A 16,310-nucleotide genomic window follows, 5' to 3' on the forward strand; every position below is an offset into this window, starting at 1 on the left:
CCCTATTAGTCTCGACCTGCCTTGGTGATTATCGGGAGGTCGCCACGGCGGGGCGAGAGGAGCCACGGATGTCGTTTCTACTTGTGCAGCCGGAGATGGTCAGCGCGGCCACGGAAAGCCTTACGGCAATCCGCTCCGCGTTAGGCGAAGTCAGTGCGGCAGTCGCGGGTCCCACGACCGCGGTGGTGGCCGCCGCCGGTGACGAGGTGTCGGCGGCGATCTCTCAAGTGTTCGGTGCCTATGGGCAGGAATTTCAAGCGCTCAATGCCCAAGCGGCGGCGTTTCAAGCCGAGTTCGAGGGTTTGCTGAGTGGCGGCGCTGCGGCATATGTCAGCGCCGAGGCGTTGAACTCTTCGGTCTTCGGGCCGCCGATGCAGGAATTGCTCCAGGTGGTCAATGCGCCGACGCAAATGCTGCTGGGACGGTCGCTGATCGCCGACGGGGCCAACGCGACGGTGGCCGGCGGCGATGGCAGGCACGGTGGAATCTTGATGGGCAAGGGCGGCGATGGCGGTGCTCCGGTGTATGACGCCGTGGACTATTTGCTTGCTGAAGCCGGTACTGGCGGCGCGGGCGGCTTGCCGGGAATGTTCGGTGGCCTGCCGGGAGTTGCGGGCGCCTGGGGCGGTGAGGTGCCTACCGCGCTAGCGGCCCCGATGGCTCTGTCGGCGGCGGCGAGCAGCCCCGCTGCAGTTGGCGGCGCCTACCAGACCCTATTCGACAACACGTGGACCAACCTGCAAGCCATCGGCGCTACCTGGAATGCCGATCCGGCGCCCTTCCTGAGTCAATTCATCGCCAACCAACAGACCTACGCCAATACGGTGTTTACGTCCTTGTCGAACTCGGTCCAAGACTTCGGGGCGGGATTGGTGGCGTTGCCGGCGGCCTACCAGGGGGCCTTCCAAGCACTCATGACCGGCAATGTCAGTGGAGCGGTCGAGATCCTGGGGAAGGGCTACCTCGGTTTGGTCTTTAACGGCTTCGATTACACCAATGTGCCAGTTGTTACCGTGCAGGGCGCCTTGGGTGATCTCCTGCCCATAACCACCATCCCCGGTCAGATTTCGCAGAACATGACCAACGTGCTGCAGACGGTTACCGACACATCGATCATGGCCAACATCTCCTTGTTGAATCCATCGTTCACCACTGGTTTTCCTCTGACGCTTGCTCTTGATGCGCTGGGGGCGCCGATCGTCACCGGTCAGGCAGCTTTGCAAAGTGCGACGACCTTTATTGATGCGGTCCAGGCTGGCGATGTCGCGGGGGCATTCGGTGCCATTGTTGATGCGCCTGCCGTCATCGCCAACGGGTTCCTCAATGGCGAAGGGACGATAACGCTGGATCTGCCGACCTACCTGTCGCCCATTTCTGGAACAGAGTCGTTGACGTCAGCGATCCCGATTGGTGGGATTTTGACTCCGATGCAGCCTGTGGAGTCGACCGTGGTGTTCCGGGTGCTCCCGCATACGCCTCCGATCACTCAACAAATAACCCTCGGTGGTACGGAGTTTGGTGGTCTCATCCCTGGCCTGCAGAGCGCGTCCGCGCAGCTAGCGGATGCGATCAAGCTCAGCTAGTAGATGGCGCGGACCTGTCCGTGCGGGTCTCGATGCACGGTCAGGTGCGACGTGGTGGTCGGCTCCGGCGGTGAAGGTGTCGCGTTGACTGAGAGTCGCAGCCACGGCCATCCGGTTGTCTCGGCATGCCTCGAACAGATTCGTGGCTCCAAATCTCCTGCGGCCAATTCTTCGCCTAACAGGTTTGGGGCTGAGACCCTCTGGGTAGCCGCGCCCTGCGCCGTGCGTTACGCGTTGGGCAACGAGGGGAGCTGACTATGTCGTTCGTGATCGCTGATCCGGAGATGGTGACGGCAGCGGCGGCAGATTTGGCGGGCATCCGTTCGACGCTCGGGGCGGCGGCAGAGGCGGCCGCAGGGCCAACAACCGGCGTGGCGGCTGCGGCCGCCGATGAGGTATCGGCGGCCATCGCGCACCTCTTCGGTGCGTATGGGCAGGAATTTCAGGCTCTCAACGGCCGAGCGGCAGTGTTTCATGCCGAGCTCGTGCGCTTGTTGAACGGTGGCGCTGCAAGCTATCTCAGTGCCGAGGTCGTCAACGTCGAAGCATTGCTCGGCCAATCGCTGAACGGCGGTGCGGCCGCTGCCGCCGATCCTCTCAGCGGGCTTCTGGGATCGATCCTCGGCACTAGCTCAGGTGGTAGCGGAAGCGTTGGTGGGATCCTCGGTGGAAGCGGGGGGCTGTTGGACCCGATCCTGTTCGGGGGCACTGGCGGGCTCCTTGGCCCGCTGGTGGGGGGCAATGGCGCGCTGACTTCGCTCGTCGGCTCCGGACCTTTGGGCCCGTTCTGCAACGGTGTCGGAGGGGAGATCGGCGTCGTCACATCCGCCTTGATCGGCGGCGACGGCGCCGCGCTGCTGTCTGATCAGATCGGCGGCATCACGGGCGCCCTCACTAGGTCCTGTCTGCTAATTGCGGACGCGGTGGTAGGTGATGATGGCGGCCAGGGTGACACCGCCGAGGTAGGTCAGGGCGTATTTGTCGTAGCAGGTGGCGACCGCGCGCCAGTGTTTAAGCCGGTTGAAGCTTCGCTCGACGGTGTTACGGTGCTTGTAAATTCGGCCTGAGAACCCCGGAGGCCGTCCTCCGTTGCGGCCTTTGGCTTTGCGGCGGGTGATCTGGTCGCTGCGCTCGGGGATGGTATGGGCGATCTTGAGCCGGCGCAGCTGTGCCCGCGTCGAGTCATAGGAGTACGCCTTGTCCGCCAGCAGGCGAAACGGGGCGTATGAGTTGCTGCACCGGGCGGCCAGCAATGGCCAAAGCATCGGATTATCACCGGCTTGACCGGCCGACAGTGCCAGGGTGACCGGACTGCACAGCTGGTCGGTCAAGGCGTGGATCTTGGTAGTCAGCCCGCCGCGGGAACGCCCAATGGCGTGTTCATCGGGCTCATCGAGATATTTCTTGTAATTCGACAGATCCCCCTGTGCGGCGCCCGGAGCGCGCTCCGGCTGCGTGTCGGTGGGCGCGCACACTGGTCGAATCGACCGACAACAGTGCGCCCAGGTCGGCGTCCTCGGCGTCGAGGTCAGAGGCGATCGCCGCGAAGATCCGCGCGTAGATGCCATCGACCGACCAGCGTAGATGCCTCTCGGCCACCGATTGCCAGGGACCGAAGTGCTCGGGCAGGTCACACCACGGAGATCCCGTACGGTAACGCCAGATAATGCCCTCCAGAGTACGTCGATGATCGTTCCACGGCCGGCCACGCCGCCGCCCCGCAGGCAACACCGCCACGATCAGCGACCACAAATCATCAGAAATCGCATGCGTCCGCATCACCCAAACAGCATCAGCCAAAACACCATTCACATTAAGCAGACACGCCCTAGTCCAGACCGGCGCGTCGCTGGCTGGGAACCTGGCGGGAGCCTTTGGTGCAGGCCTGCCGGACCTTGCTACCCAGCTGTCGGCTGTGTTGTCGGCCAGCCTAAGCGGTGACCTGTCGGCGGAGTTGAGCGCCGCGCTGACGGCGAGCCTTGCAAACACGGCGTCGGGGCTGTTGTCAGGCCTGGCACAGACCGGTGCAACCCTGGCAGGGGGGGATTGGGGGAGGACTGTTAGGTCTGATTGGCACCGGCGAAACCCTGGCGAGCAGCCTCGCAGGAGGTGTTTCCGGCTTGCTGAGCAAGGGCGAATCGCTGCTGATGATCTGGCAAAACGCCACGGCAGAGGTGACCGGTGCGCTCAGCGATGCTGTTGTTGCCAGCATCGGCGTTGGTCTGCCCGGGCTGTCACAGGCCGCGGTCACCCTGTCGACAGGCATCGCCAACGCCAGCGTTGGCCTGACCCAGACCGGGTGAGTGCCCTGGATAACGCAGCTCTTGGAATCACCGGAGACATCAGTGCAGCATTGGCCAATCTTCAACTCGCCATCCAGGCGGCGTTGAACGCGAGTTTCGGAGTTCAGGTCGCTGCCTAGGGCGTGTCTGCTTAATGTGAATGGTGTTTTGGCTGATGCTGTTTGGGTGATGCGGACGCATGCGATTTCTGATGATTTGTGGTCGCTGATCGTGGCGGTGTTGCCTGCGGGGCGGCGGCGTGGCCGGCCGTGGAACGATCATCGACGTACTCTGGAGGGCATTATCTGGCGTTACCGTACGGGATCTCCGTGGTGTGACCTGCCCGAGCACTTCGGTCCCTGGCAATCGGTGGCCGAGAGGCATCTACGCTGGTCGGTCGATGGCATCTACGCGCGGATCTTCGCGGCGATCGCCTCTGACCTCGACGCCGAGGACGCCGACCTGGGCGCACTGTTGTCGGTCGATTCGACCAGTGTGCGCGCCCACCGACACGCAGCCGGAGCGCGCTCCGGGCGCCGCACAGGGGGATCTGTCGAATTACAAGAAATATCTCGATGAGCCCGATGAACACGCCATTGGGCGTTCCCGCGGCGGGCTGACTACCAAGATCCACGCCTTGACCGACCAGCTGTGCAGTCCGGTCACCCTGGCACTGTCGGCCGGTCAAGCCGGTGATAATCCGATGCTTTGGCCATTGCTGGCCGCCCGGTGCAGCAACTCATACGCCCCGTTTCGCCTGCTGGCGGACAAGGCGTACTCCTATGACTCGACGCGGGCACAGCTGCGCCGGCTCAAGATCGCCCATACCATCCCCGAGCGCAGCGACCAGATCACCCGCCGCAAAGCCAAAGGCCGCAACGGAGGACGGCCTCCGGGGTTCTCAGGCCGAATTTACAAGCACCGTAACACCGTCGAGCGAAGCTTCAACCGGCTTAAACACTGGCGCGCGGTCGCCACCTGCTACGACAAATACGCCCTGACCTACCTCGGCGGTGTCACCCTGGCCGCCATCATCACCTACCACCGCGTCCGCAATTAGCAGACAGGACCTAGCTGGTGCTGACTACCCTTGAGCTAAGTCGTGGTCGCGACACAGGCCAGAATGGATCGTGATGCATCAAGTCAAGATGCCTGCGAAACCTGGTTCATGCATCAGGTAAGGAATGCCCGCGAAATCGGGGTCAGGTGGTGGTCTTGCTTTTGATGCGGATGCCGGCTTTGAGGGCGGGTAGAGCGGCGGGTATGGCGGCGAGGTAGAGCTGTTCGGTCTTGTCTTTGGCGAGTCTGAGCAGGGCGGCTTGCAGGTCGGCGATCTGGTGGGCGATCGCGGCGGGGTTGAGGCTGTTGCGGTAGGTGAGCAGCTCTGTTTGTTGGGCCGCTGAGAGGACTCCGGCGGCCAGCAGCCGGTCCAGGGGGGTCTGGGGCTTGTCGTAGAGCCGGCGGCGGTGACCGTCGCGGCTGCAGCCGTAGCTGATGGGTTTGATGGTGGGGGTCAGGTAGTTGAGCCGGTCGTTGACCAGGTGCCACAGCCGGTTGAGCACGGCGCGTTCTTCGTCGGTGTCGTAGCGGTAGTAGACCCGTAGCGACGCACGAGGTGGTTGTTTTTGGACTCGATGGTGGCCTGGTCGTTCTTCTTGTAGGGTCGTGAGCGGGTGAAGAAGATCTCCATGTCCGCGGCCCACTTGATGACCGCCTTATTGAGGAATTCGGTGCCGTTGTCGAAGTCCAAACCCGTTACCTTATAGGGATTTTAGTAATTCCGGTTTTGAGGGCGCCCAGGATGTGGGGGTGGGCGTTGTTGCGCACCGTGCGGGTGAACACCCAGCCGATGTGCATGTCGGTGAGGTTGACCGTGCGGGCGAACTCACCTTTCAGTGTCGGGCCGCAGTGCGCCACGGTGTCGCCTTCGAAGAACCCCGGAGATTCTTCGGCCTCATCGCCTGCTTTGCAGATGGTGATCGAGGACCGCAGCAGCGGGAGGGTTTCGTCGTCGACACACCCGAGATCTGGTCGCGGGCCTTGGCGCCGCGCAGGTAGCGGTCGATCGTGGCGCTGCTCATCGCCAACAGCTCGGCACGCACCGCCGGGCCGTAACGGTCACGGCCGTCCACCAGTTCGCCGTGGCGTTCTAGAGCATCCAACTGAAGTGCCATGGAAGCGGCCAGATACCGGCCGCACTGCCCGCCTGAGGCCGCCCACACCTTCTGCAACACCTTGAGCGCATCCTAGGAGTACTTCGGATTACGTTGCCGGCGAATCCGTTTGGCGACCTGCCGACCCGCTCCCGGCGGCGCGGCCGCCGCCCTCAACCGCCGCCGGGCGTTGTCACGCGACCAGCCGGTGACCGCCACCACCTGATCCAGAATCTGCCCCTTGTCCGCCTTCGGCGCCCCCACATACGCCCTGGCGAACTTCGCGGTGATCTCGGCCCGAGACGACATCGACAGCCCACTTCCCATGCCTGCCAAGGATCGACCGTTTCGCGGGCATTTTTACGTGATCCACCGAGGACGCTTCACGGGCATTTCTCGTGATGCTTGCCGTGGATTTGCGAAATACTGCATAACCATGCAAAATCCTCGAAATGGCCCACGCGACCGATGCAATCAGGGTGGCCGTAGCGGGTGCCAGCGGCTATGCAGGCGGTGAGATCCTTCGCCTTCTCCTGGGGCATCCCGCCTACACCTCGGGATGGCTGACGATCGGGGCGGTGACCGCAGCGGCCAGCGCGGGAAGCGTCCTCGCGGAGCACCATCCGCATCTGTTGCCGCTGGCTCAGCGGATCCTCGAGCCCATCGAGCTCGAGGTGCTCCGCGGACATGACGTGGTATTCCTCGCTTTGCCGCACGGGCATTCGGCGGCGCTGGCCGATCAACTCGGCCCAGAAACTCTGATCATCGACTGTGGGGCCGATTTTCGGCTCACCGATGCGGCGGCTTGGGAGCGGTTCTATGGGTCAGCGCATTCCGGCAGCTGGCCCTACGGACTACCCGAATTGCCGGGTGCTCGGGAGCGGTTGCGTGACACCCGCCGCGTAGCGGTTCCGGGTTGCTACCCGACCGCGGCGCTGCTCGCACTGCTGCCCGCGGTGGCCGAGGACCTCATCGATCCGGCCGTGACGGTGGTCGCCGTTAGCGGTACCTCGGGGGCTGGCCGGGCCGCCAAGACCGACCTGCTCGGCTCGGAAGTCATCGGGTCGGCCCGGGCCTACAACATCGCGGGTGCGCACCGGCATACTCCCGAGATCGCACAAGGCTTGCGCGCGGTCACCGACCGAGACGTCACCGTTTCGTTTACACCGGTTCTTATCCCGACCTCACGTGGAATTCTGGCAACCTGTACCGCACGTACCCGCTCGCCGATCGCTCGGTTACGGTCAGCCTACGAAAAGGCCTATGAAGCAGAACCTTTCATTCATCTGATGCCGGAGGGTCAGTTGCCCCGCACTGGTGCCGTGATTGGCAGCAACGCGGCGCACATTGCGGTCGCTGTGGATGAAGAAGCCGAGACCTTTGTTGCGATTGCCGCAATCGACAACCTGGTCAAGGGCACTGCCGGGGCCGCCGTGCAGTCGATGAACCTGGCGCTGGGCTGGCCGGAGACAGAAGGGCTCTCAGTGGTCGGGGTGGCGCCATGAACGGCTTCGACGACCAGTTGCCGAGTGACCGGGAGCAAGGACTACCGCCTGGCAGCGGGGTGAGTGACACACATGACTGAAGTTCTCAGCGCCGGGCGGCTGTTGCGTAGTCAAGGCATTACTGCCCCGGCAGGTTTCCGGGCTGCAGGCATCGCGGCTGGGATCAAGGCGTCGGGTGCTCGCGACCTCGCGCTGGTATTCAATGAAGGCCCCGACTACTCAGCCGCCGGCGTGTTCACCCGGAACCAGGTCAAGGCCGCACCGGTGTTGTGGACGCAGCAGGCGCTAACGACCGGGCAGCTACGTGCGGTGATCCTCAATTCCGGTGGTGCAAACGCCTGTACTGGTCCCGGCGGCTTCCAGGACACGCACGCCACGGCCGAGGCCGTCGCGGCAGCGTTGTCGGACTGGGGAACAGAGACCGGCGCAGTGGAGGTCGCGGTCTGCTCGACCGGGCTGATCGGCGACCGCCTGCCGATGGACAAGGTGCTTGCCGGTGTCGAACACATCGTGCATGAGCTGCATGGCGGCCTGCACGGCGGCGACGACGCTGCCCACGCCATCATGACCACTGACACCGTCGCCAAACAAGTTACGCTACATCATCAGAGCAAATGGACTGTCGGTGGGATGGTCAAAGGCGCGGGCATGCTGGCCCCCTCGCTTGCGACCATGCTTTGTGTGCTCACCACCGACGCGGTCGCGAGTTCGGCGGCACTCGAGCAGGCGCTGCGTAGGGCAACCGCGCGTACGTTCGACCGGCTCGACATCGACGGCAGCTGCTCGACCAATGACACGGTGCTCTTGCTGGCATCGGGTGCCAGCGAAATAGCGCCGTCGCAAGCGGATCTCGACGAGGCGGTACTGCGAGTTTGCGATGACCTCTGTGCTCAACTGCAGGCTGATGCCGAAGGCGTCACCAAGCGCGTCACCGTCACCGTGAAGGGCGCCGCCACAGAAGAAGACGCACTGATCGCCGCGCGGGTGATCGCTCGTGACAGCTTGGTCAAGACCGCGCTGTTCGGATCCGACCCGAACTGGGGGAGAGTTCTGGCAGCGGTCGGGATGGCCCCCATCACCCTCGACCCCAATCGAATCAGCGTGCTATTCAATGGCTCTGCCGTCTGTATCGACGGCGTTGGTGCCCCGGGCGCGCGTGAGGTGGACCTCTCGGCCACCGATACCTATGTCACCGTCGAACTTGGCGTCGGCGATGCTCACGCGGCCATCCGGACCACCGATCTGTCCCACGCCTACGTCGAAGAGAATTCGGCATACAGCTCATGACGATTGAAACGTTGTCCACCCAGTCCAAGGCCCAAGTGCTGGCCGAAGCGTTGCCCTGGCTCAAGCAGTTGCACGGCAGGGTTGTCGTTATCAAGTACGGCGGCAACGCGATGACCGACGACACATTGCGGCAAGCCTTCGCTGCCGACATGGCTTTCCTGCGAAACTGCGGAATTCATCCAGTGGTGGTGCACGGTGGTGGGCCACAGATCACCGCCATGCTTGGCAAGCTCGGCATCGAGGGTGACTTCAAAGGCGGATTCCGGGTCACCACACCGGAAGTCCTCGACGTGGCGCGGATGGTGTTGTTCGGACAGGTCGGTCGCGAATTGGTCAACTTGATCAACGCGCACGGGCCCTATGCGGTGGGGGTCACCGGTGAAGACGCACAGCTGTTCACCGCAGTGCGGCGCAGTGTGAACGTCGACGGCGTCGCTACCGACATCGGCCTGGTCGGTGACGTCGATCATGTCAATGCCGCGGCGCTGATGGATCTCATCGCCGCACATAGGATTCCGGTCATTTCAACACTGGCTCCGGATGCCGAAGGCGTGGTGCACAACATCAACGCGGACACCGCCGCCGCCGCCCTCGCGGATGCCCTTGGAGCCGAGAAACTGCTGATGCTTACCGATGTGGAAGGCCTTTACACCAGCTGGCCCAACCGGGATTCATTGGTCAGAGAAATCGACACGGCGGCTTTGGAACAGTTGTTGCCCAGGCTGGAGGCGGGCATGATCCCCAAGGTCGAAGCATGCCTGCGGGCGGTCACAGGTGGGGTGCCCAGCGCGCACGTCATCGACGGGCGTGTTGAACATTGCGTGCTGGTCGAGCTGTTCACCAATGCGGGGACCGGCACCAAGGTGGTGTCCGCATGACGCATACCGAGGACACGCGGGCCCGATGGGAAGCCGTGATGATGAACAACTACGGCACCCCGCCCGTGGCATTGGCCAGTGGCGAAGGCGCGGTAGTTACCGACGTCGACGGTAAGAACTACGTCGACCTGCTGGGCGGCATCGCGGTCAACATACTCGGCCATCGCCACCCCGCCGTCATTGAGGCGGTGACTCAGCAGATGTCGACGTTGGGCCACACCTCCAACTTGTATGCCACCGAGCCCACCATCGCGCTCGCCGAAGAATTGATCACGCTGCTGGGCGCTGAAGCGCCGGCGCGGGTGTTCTTCTGCAACTCCGGGACCGAGGCCAACGAGGCTGCGTTCAAGCTGTCTCGGCTTACCGGTCGTACGAAACTTGTTGCTGCGCAAGAGGGTTTTCACGGCAGGACGATGGGATCGTTGGCGCTCACCGGACAGCCGGCCAAGCAAGCGCCGTTCGAGCCGTTGCCCGGCTACGTTACCCACGTTCCCGATGGGGATATCGACGCGTTGGCCGCCGCCGTCGACGACGAGACTGCCGCCGTGTTCCTCGAGCCCATCATGGGGGAGAGTGGTGTCGTCGTGCCGCCGGAGGGCTACCTGCTGGCGGCTCGCGAGATCACCGCACGCCACGGCGCGCTGTTGGTGCTCGACGAGGTGCAGACCGGAATTGGCCGCACCGGAGCTTTCTACGCGCACCAGCATGACGGCATTACTCCCGATGTTGTGACACTGGCCAAGGGGTTAGGGGGAGGATTGCCCATTGGGGCGTGTCTGGCCATTGGCCCAGCGGCGGAGTTGCTGACACCGGGGTTGCACGGCAGTACGTTCGGCGGCAACCCGGTTTGTGCCGCGGCGGCGTTGGCGGTGCTGCGGGTAGTGGCCTCCGAAGGTCTGGTGCGCCGCGCCGAAACGTTAGGCAAAACCTTCAAACAGGGCGTCGAGTCGTTGAGCCATCCGTTGATCGACCATGTGCGCGGGCGCGGATTGCTCTTGGGCATTGTGCTGGCAGGCCCGCACGCCAAGGCGGCGGAGGTGGCCGCGCGCGACGCCGGCTACCTGGTAAATGGCGCTGCGCCCAACGTTGTCCGGCTCGCGCCACCATTGGTCATTACCGAACCCCAGCTCGAAGGCTTTGTCGCCGCGCTGCCGGGAATCTTGGACACCGCGGGAGCATCAGCATGATCCGACACTTTCTGCGTGATGACGACTTGTCGCCTGCCGAGCAGGCCGAAGTTTTGCAGCTGGCGGCCGAATTGAAGCGGGAACCGTTCAGCCGCCGTCCCCTGGACGGGCCGCGGGGAGTGGCGGTGATCTTCGACAAGAATTCCACCCGCACCCGCTTCTCCTTTGAGATGGGTATCGCCCAGTTGGGTGGGCATGCAGTGGTTGTCGACGGTCGCAGCACCCAGCTGGGCCGCGAGGAGACCATGCCGGACACCGCAAAAGTATTGTCTCGCTTTGTTGATGCCATTGTTTGGCGCACCTTCGGCCAGGATCGCCTGCAGGCCATGGCTTCCACCGCGACGGTGCCCGTCGTCAATGCGCTGTCCGACGAGTTCCATCCCTGCCAGGTGCTGGCCGATCTGCAGAGCATCACGGAACGTCGGGGCTCCTTGAAAGGCTTGCGGTTGTCCTACTTTGGTGACGGCGCCAACAACATGGCGCATTCACTGATGTTGGGCGGGGTCACCGCGGGCATGCATGTGACAGTTGCCGCTCCCGACGGATTTCACCCCGACCCGTCGGTCGTTGGCGCCGCGGAGCAGCGTGCCGAGACGACCGGTGCCTCGGTGCGGCTCACCGCTGACGCCCACGTGGCAGCGGCCGGCGCCGATGTCCTGGTCACCGATACCTGGACGTCGATGGGCCAGGAAGATGACGGGCTCGACCGCGTCAAGCCCTTCCGCCCATTCCAGGTGAACGAGCAGCTGCTGGCGGCGGCTGATTCCGAAGCCGTTGTGCTGCACTGTCTTCCGGCGCATCGAGGCGACGAGATCACCGACCAGGTGATGGACGGTCCGGCCAGCGCGGTGTGGGACGAGGCGGAGAATCGGCTGCATGCGCAGAAGGCGCTGCTGGTGTGGTTGTTGGAGCGGGGGCAATGAACGGCTCCAAACAAGCACCCGAGATCAGTGTCAATCGTGCTGGTCGGCAGGCCCGAATCGTGGCGATTTTGTCCACGGAGTCGGTGAGTAGTCAAAGTGAATTGGCCGCGTTGCTAGCGGTCCAGGGGATCGAGGCGACCCAGGCGACGTTGTCTCGTGATCTCGAAGAGCTCGGCGCGGTGAAGCTGCGCGGCGCCGATGGTGGGGTGGGTGTCTACGTGGTGCCAGAAGACGGTAGCCCGGTGCGCGGGGTGACCGGGGGCACCGGACGGCTGGCGCGGCTGCTGGGTGAGCTGCTGGTGTCCTCCGATGCCAGCGCCAACCTCGCGGTGCTGCGCACCCCGCCCGGCGGGGCGCACTACTTGGCCAGCGCAATCGATCGTGCGGCGCTACCGTACGTGGTCGGCACCATTGCCGGCGATGACACTGTGTTCTTGGCTGCTCGTGAGCCGATGACCGGGGCCGAGTTGGCAATCGCCTTGGAAAAATTGAAGTAGGACCTGAAATACACTGCTGCCGGTTCGGCGAAATGAAGGAGTTGGTTCATGTCAGAACGCGTCATCCTGGCGTATTCCGGCGGTCTGGACACCTCGGTGGCCATCAGCTGGATAGGCAAGGAGACCGGCCGTGAGGTCGTGGCTGTTGCGATTGACCTCGGCCAGGGTGGCGAGGACATGGAGGTCGTGCGTCAGCGAGCGCTCGATTGCGGTGCCGTCGAGGCGGTCGTGGTCGATGCTCGCGACGAGTTCGCGGAGGGCTACTGCCTGCCCACCATCTTGAACAATGCCCTCTACATGGACCGCTATCCGCTGGTGTCGGCCATCAGCCGGCCGCTGATCGTCAAGTATCTGGTGGAGGCGGCACGCGAGCACGACGGTGGGATCGTCGCGCACGGGTGCACGGGCAAGGGCAACGACCAGGTGCGATTTGAGGTCGGGTTCGCGTCGCTGGCTCCCGACCTGGAGGTGTTGGCACCGGTTCGCGACTACGCCTGGACCCGGGAGAAGGCGATCGCATTCGCCGAAGAGAACGCGATCCCAATCAACGTCACCAAGCGCTCGCCGTTCTCGATCGACCAAAACGTGTGGGGCCGAGCTGTCGAAACCGGCTTCCTCGAGCACCTGTGGAACGCGCCCACCAAGGACGTCTACTCCTACACCGAAGATCCGACCGTCAACTGGAACACCCCCGATGAGGTGATCGTCGGCTTCGAACGCGGCATGCCGGTGTCGATCGACGGCAACGCGGTCACGATGCTGCAGGCCATCGAGGAGCTCAACCGCCGGGCCGGGGCCCAGGGTGTCGGGCGCCTCGATGTCGTCGAGGACCGCTTGGTGGGCATCAAGAGCCGGGAGATCTACGAGGCGCCCGGGGCCATGGTGCTCATCACGGCCCACGCCGAGCTCGAGCACGTCACCCTCGAGCGTGAGCTGGCCCGATTCAAGCGGCACACCGATCAGCGCTGGGCCGAGCTGGTGTACGACGGACTGTGGTATTCGCCGTTGAAGACCGCGCTGGAGAGCTTTGTCGCCAAGACCCAGGAGCACGTGTCTGGTGAGATCCGGCTGGTGCTGCACGGCGGTCACATCGCCGTCAACGGCCGGCGCAGCGCGGAGTCGCTCTACGACTTCAACCTGGCCACCTACGACGAGGGCGACACCTTCGACCAATCGGCTGCCAAGGGGTTCGTCTACGTGCACGGCTTGTCGTCCAAACTCTCCGCCCGCCGGGATCTGCAGTGAGCCGCTACTGCCGAGCAGACGCGAAATCGCAGATGCACCGGCGCGTTGGTGCGATTCTGTGTCTGCTCGCGGAGGAAAAGCTCGCGGAGGAAAAGTGAGTACCAATCAGGGATCGCTGTGGGGTGGGCGGTTCGCCGGCGGGCCTTCCGACGCGCTGGCGGCGTTGAGCAAATCCACCCATTTCGACTGGGCCCTGGCCCCCTACGACGTCACCGCATCGCGGGCCCACGCTGTGGTGCTCTTCCGCGCTGGGCTGCTCACCGAGGAGCAGCGCGACGGTCTATTGGCTGGCCTGGACAGCCTGGCCAGCGACGTCGCCGACGGCAGCTTCGGCCCCCTGGTCTCCGATGAGGACGTGCATGCCGCGCTGGAACGCGGATTGATCGAGCGGGTCGGCCCCGACCTCGGCGGCCGCCTGCGGGCCGGCCGATCCCGCAACGATCAAGTCGCCACCCTGTTCCGGATGTGGCTGCGCGACGCGGTGCGCCGGGTGGCTACGGGTGTACTCGAGGTGGTGGCGGCGCTCGGCGATCAGGCGGCCGCGCACCCGACGGCCATCATGCCCGGCAAGACGCACCTGCAGTCCGCCCAACCCATCTTGCTGGCGCACCATTTGCTCGCCCACGCCCATCCGCTGCTGCGCGACGTGGAGCGGATCGTGGACTTCGACAAACGAGCGGCGGTTTCCCCATACGGCTCGGGTGCGCTGGCCGGATCCTCGCTGGGCTTGGACCCCGATGCGATCGCGGCGGATCTGGGTTTCACCACCGCCGCCGACAACTCTGTCGATGCGACCGCCTCGCGCGATTTCGCGGCCGAGGCGGCGTTCGTATTCGCCATGATCGCCGTGGACCTGTCCCGGCTGGCCGAGGACATCATCATCTGGAGCTCGACCGAGTTCGGCTATGTGACCCTGCACGACTCGTGGTCCACCGGCAGCTCGATCATGCCGCAGAAGAAAAACCCGGATATCGCGGAGCTGGCCCGCGGCAAGTCCGGGCGGCTGATCGGCAACCTCACCGGGTTGCTGGCGACCCTGAAGGCCCAGCCCCTGGCCTACAACCGCGACCTGCAGGAAGACAAGGAGCCGGTGTTTGACTCGGTGGTTCAGCTCGAGCTCCTGCTGCCGGCGATGGCGGGCCTGGTGGGGAGCCTGACCTTCGATGTCGAGCGGCTGGCCGCGCTGGCGCCTGCGGGCTACACGTTGGCCACCGATGTCGCAGAGTGGTTGGTACGACAAGGCGTCCCCTTTAGGTCCGCGCATGAGGCCGCCGGTGCCGCCGTGCGCACCGCCGAGGAACGCAGCGTCGGCCTCGAGGAGTTGACCGACGACGAACTTGCCGCCATCAGCCCGGAGCTGACACCGCAGGTACGCGACGTATTGACGATTGAGGGATCGGTGTCCGCGCGTGATTCCCGCGGAGGCACGGCGCCCAAGCGGGTCGCCGAGCAGCTTCAAATTGTGCGGGAAATCACTGCTCGGCTGGGCGATGAGCTGATGCGCTGAGCGGATTTTGCCGCTGCGGCCCTCGATCGCGAACTAAACTTCGTGTCCTAGGGAATGCATTGAACGTTTCGGCGTTGATGTTCGTGTTGAAGGGGTGGGACCGATGAGCGTCATCGCGGGTGTGTTTGGTGCGTTGCCCCCGCATCGCTACAGTCAGCGCGAACTCACCGAGACGTTCGTCAACATCCCGGACTTTGAGGGCTACGAAGAACTCGTCCGGCAGCTACACGCAAACGCAAAGGTCAACAGCCGCCATTTGGTGCTTCCGCTGGAGACGTACCCCAAGTTGAATGACTTCGGCGAGGCCAATGGGATCTTCATCGAAAAAGCCGTGGACCTCGGCGTCGAAGCCTTGATGGGGGCACTCGACGAGGCCGGCCTGCAGCCCGAAGACCTCGATGTCCTCATCACCACCACGGTCACCGGTCTGGCGGTGCCATCGTTGGATGCCCGCATCGCCGGACGCGTTGGACTGCGACCGGACGTGCGACGGGTACCGCTGTTCGGGCTGGGATGTGTGGCCGGCGCCGCCGGTGTGGCCCGTCTCCACGACTATCTGCGCGGTGCTCCCAACGGCATCGCCGCCTTGATCTCCGTCGAGCTGTGTTCACTGACTTTCCCGGGATACAAGCCTTCGGCGGCCGGTCTGGTCGGCAGCGCACTGTTTGCAGACGGTGCCGCCGCGGTGGTGGCGGTCGGAGACGGACGTGCCGAAGAGGTTGGCGCCAGCGGACCCGACATCCTGGATTCGTGCAGCCACCTGTATCCCGATTCGTTGAGCACCATGGGCTACGACGTGGGCTCCGCCGGGTTCGAGCTGGTGCTGTCCAAGGACATCGCGGATGTGGTCGAGGAATATGTGGCCGAGGACGTCACCACCTTCCTGGCCGGCCACGGCCTCAGCGTCACCGATGTCGGCGCCTGGGTCACCCATCCCGGTGGCCCCAAGATCATCAACGCTATCACCGAGAGCCTCAACCTGCCTCCGGAGGCGCCTGAGCTGACCTGGCGTTCGCTCGGCGAGATCGGCAACCTTTCCTCGGCATCTGTGTTGCATGTGCTGCGGGACACCATTGCCAAACCGCCGCCCAGCGGGAGTCCCGGCCTGATGATGGCGATGGGCCCTGGGTTCTGTTCTGAACTAGTACTGCCGCGTTGGCACTGAACACACGTGAATTTCTGCTCGATCGGGGATCTAGGACGGGGCTACCGGTGCTTGGCCAGGAGCCGGAAAGGAACAACGCCAGCCGCCGCGCGCCCCTC

At 64.2% G+C, this 16,310-nt stretch carries 16 protein-coding genes and 3 pseudogenes; 13 read left to right on the plus strand and 6 right to left on the minus strand.

Going from position 1 to position 16,310, the window contains the following annotated elements:
- Positions 1–68: 68 nt before the first annotated feature.
- Entirely contained in the window at positions 69–1,583 is a 1,515-nt protein-coding gene (locus G6N41_RS16725) for a PE family protein (RefSeq protein ID WP_220075324.1), read from the plus strand.
- A gap of 257 nt (positions 1,584–1,840) precedes the next feature.
- Positions 1,841–2,479 (plus strand): annotated as a pseudogene (locus tag G6N41_RS30345) (PE family protein); the annotation flags it as partial.
- 12 nt (positions 2,480–2,491) lie between these two features.
- Here G6N41_RS30345 and G6N41_RS16735 read toward each other — a convergent pair.
- A pseudogene (locus G6N41_RS16735) lies at positions 2,492–3,365 on the minus strand (IS5 family transposase).
- Between the two features lie 242 nt (positions 3,366–3,607).
- Here G6N41_RS16735 and G6N41_RS28695 point away from each other — a divergent pair.
- Both G6N41_RS28695 and G6N41_RS16745 read left to right on the plus strand, forming a co-directional pair.
- Positions 3,608–3,886 (plus strand): hypothetical protein, encoded by a 279-nt coding sequence (locus G6N41_RS28695; protein WP_231608547.1) that lies wholly within the window; start codon positions 3,608–3,610, stop codon positions 3,884–3,886.
- A gap of 165 nt (positions 3,887–4,051) precedes the next feature.
- A pseudogene (locus G6N41_RS16745) lies at positions 4,052–4,925 on the plus strand (IS5 family transposase).
- A 142-nt stretch (positions 4,926–5,067) separates the two neighbouring features.
- Here the strand turns inward: G6N41_RS16745 and G6N41_RS16750 are convergent.
- The 5 genes from G6N41_RS16750 to G6N41_RS16770 all read right to left on the minus strand — a co-directional run bounded on the left by G6N41_RS16750 (position 5,068) and on the right by G6N41_RS16770 (position 6,327).
- Positions 5,068–5,427 (minus strand): transposase, encoded by a 360-nt coding sequence (locus G6N41_RS16750; protein ID WP_198965174.1) that lies wholly within the window; start codon positions 5,425–5,427, stop codon positions 5,068–5,070.
- The gene (locus G6N41_RS16755; RefSeq protein ID WP_198965175.1) at positions 5,379–5,615 is read right to left on the minus strand and encodes a hypothetical protein; all 237 of its coding nucleotides are present in this window, start codon (positions 5,613–5,615) and stop codon (positions 5,379–5,381) included. Before G6N41_RS16755 ends, G6N41_RS16750 begins: the two co-directional genes overlap by 49 nt.
- Positions 5,616–5,620: 5 nt before the next feature.
- Positions 5,621–5,782 (minus strand): hypothetical protein, encoded by a 162-nt coding sequence (locus G6N41_RS16760; RefSeq protein WP_198913342.1) that lies wholly within the window; start codon positions 5,780–5,782, stop codon positions 5,621–5,623.
- Complete coding sequence (locus tag G6N41_RS16765) at positions 5,758–6,039, minus strand: hypothetical protein (RefSeq protein ID WP_198965176.1); 282 nt, start codon at positions 6,037–6,039, stop codon at positions 5,758–5,760. The genes G6N41_RS16760 and G6N41_RS16765 overlap by 25 nt, the downstream gene beginning before the upstream one ends.
- Before the next feature lie 72 nt (positions 6,040–6,111).
- Entirely contained in the window at positions 6,112–6,327 is a 216-nt protein-coding gene (locus tag G6N41_RS16770; RefSeq protein WP_198968061.1) for a hypothetical protein, read from the minus strand.
- Positions 6,328–6,470: 143 nt separating this feature from the next.
- On the opposite strand from G6N41_RS16770, the gene argC reads away from it, so the two are divergent.
- The 9 genes from argC to G6N41_RS16815 all read left to right on the plus strand — a co-directional run bounded on the left by argC (position 6,471) and on the right by G6N41_RS16815 (position 16,212).
- Positions 6,471–7,523, plus strand: coding sequence for an N-acetyl-gamma-glutamyl-phosphate reductase (gene argC, locus G6N41_RS16775; RefSeq protein WP_198965177.1), 1,053 nt, complete (start codon positions 6,471–6,473; stop codon positions 7,521–7,523).
- A 72-nt stretch (positions 7,524–7,595) separates the two neighbouring features.
- Positions 7,596–8,810 carry a bifunctional glutamate N-acetyltransferase/amino-acid acetyltransferase ArgJ gene (gene argJ, locus G6N41_RS16780; RefSeq protein WP_198965178.1) on the plus strand — a complete coding sequence of 405 codons (1,215 nt, stop codon included), beginning with the start codon at positions 7,596–7,598 and terminating at the stop codon, positions 8,808–8,810.
- Complete coding sequence (gene argB, locus G6N41_RS16785) at positions 8,807–9,688, plus strand: acetylglutamate kinase (RefSeq protein ID WP_198965179.1); 882 nt, start codon at positions 8,807–8,809, stop codon at positions 9,686–9,688. Before argJ ends, argB begins: the two co-directional genes overlap by 4 nt.
- The gene (locus tag G6N41_RS16790) at positions 9,685–10,875 is read left to right on the plus strand and encodes an acetylornithine transaminase (protein WP_198965180.1); all 1,191 of its coding nucleotides are present in this window, start codon (positions 9,685–9,687) and stop codon (positions 10,873–10,875) included. The genes argB and G6N41_RS16790 overlap by 4 nt, the downstream gene beginning before the upstream one ends.
- The gene (gene argF, locus G6N41_RS16795) at positions 10,872–11,798 is read left to right on the plus strand and encodes an ornithine carbamoyltransferase (protein ID WP_198965181.1); all 927 of its coding nucleotides are present in this window, start codon (positions 10,872–10,874) and stop codon (positions 11,796–11,798) included. Before G6N41_RS16790 ends, argF begins: the two co-directional genes overlap by 4 nt.
- Positions 11,795–12,295 (plus strand): arginine repressor, encoded by a 501-nt coding sequence (locus G6N41_RS16800; protein WP_198965182.1) that lies wholly within the window; start codon positions 11,795–11,797, stop codon positions 12,293–12,295. Before argF ends, G6N41_RS16800 begins: the two co-directional genes overlap by 4 nt.
- A gap of 48 nt (positions 12,296–12,343) precedes the next feature.
- A complete protein-coding gene (locus G6N41_RS16805) occupies positions 12,344–13,540 on the plus strand; it encodes an argininosuccinate synthase (RefSeq protein ID WP_198965183.1) in 1,197 nt (398 codons plus the stop codon).
- 94 nt (positions 13,541–13,634) lie between these two features.
- Positions 13,635–15,047, plus strand: coding sequence for an argininosuccinate lyase (gene argH / locus G6N41_RS16810; RefSeq protein WP_198965184.1), 1,413 nt, complete (start codon positions 13,635–13,637; stop codon positions 15,045–15,047).
- A gap of 103 nt (positions 15,048–15,150) precedes the next feature.
- Positions 15,151–16,212 (plus strand): type III polyketide synthase, encoded by a 1,062-nt coding sequence (locus G6N41_RS16815; protein WP_198965185.1) that lies wholly within the window; start codon positions 15,151–15,153, stop codon positions 16,210–16,212.
- The last annotated feature ends 98 nt before the right edge of the window (positions 16,213–16,310 follow it).

This window comes from Mycobacterium shottsii, from assembly GCF_010728525.1.
GTDB lineage: Bacteria > Actinomycetota > Actinomycetes > Mycobacteriales > Mycobacteriaceae > Mycobacterium > Mycobacterium marinum.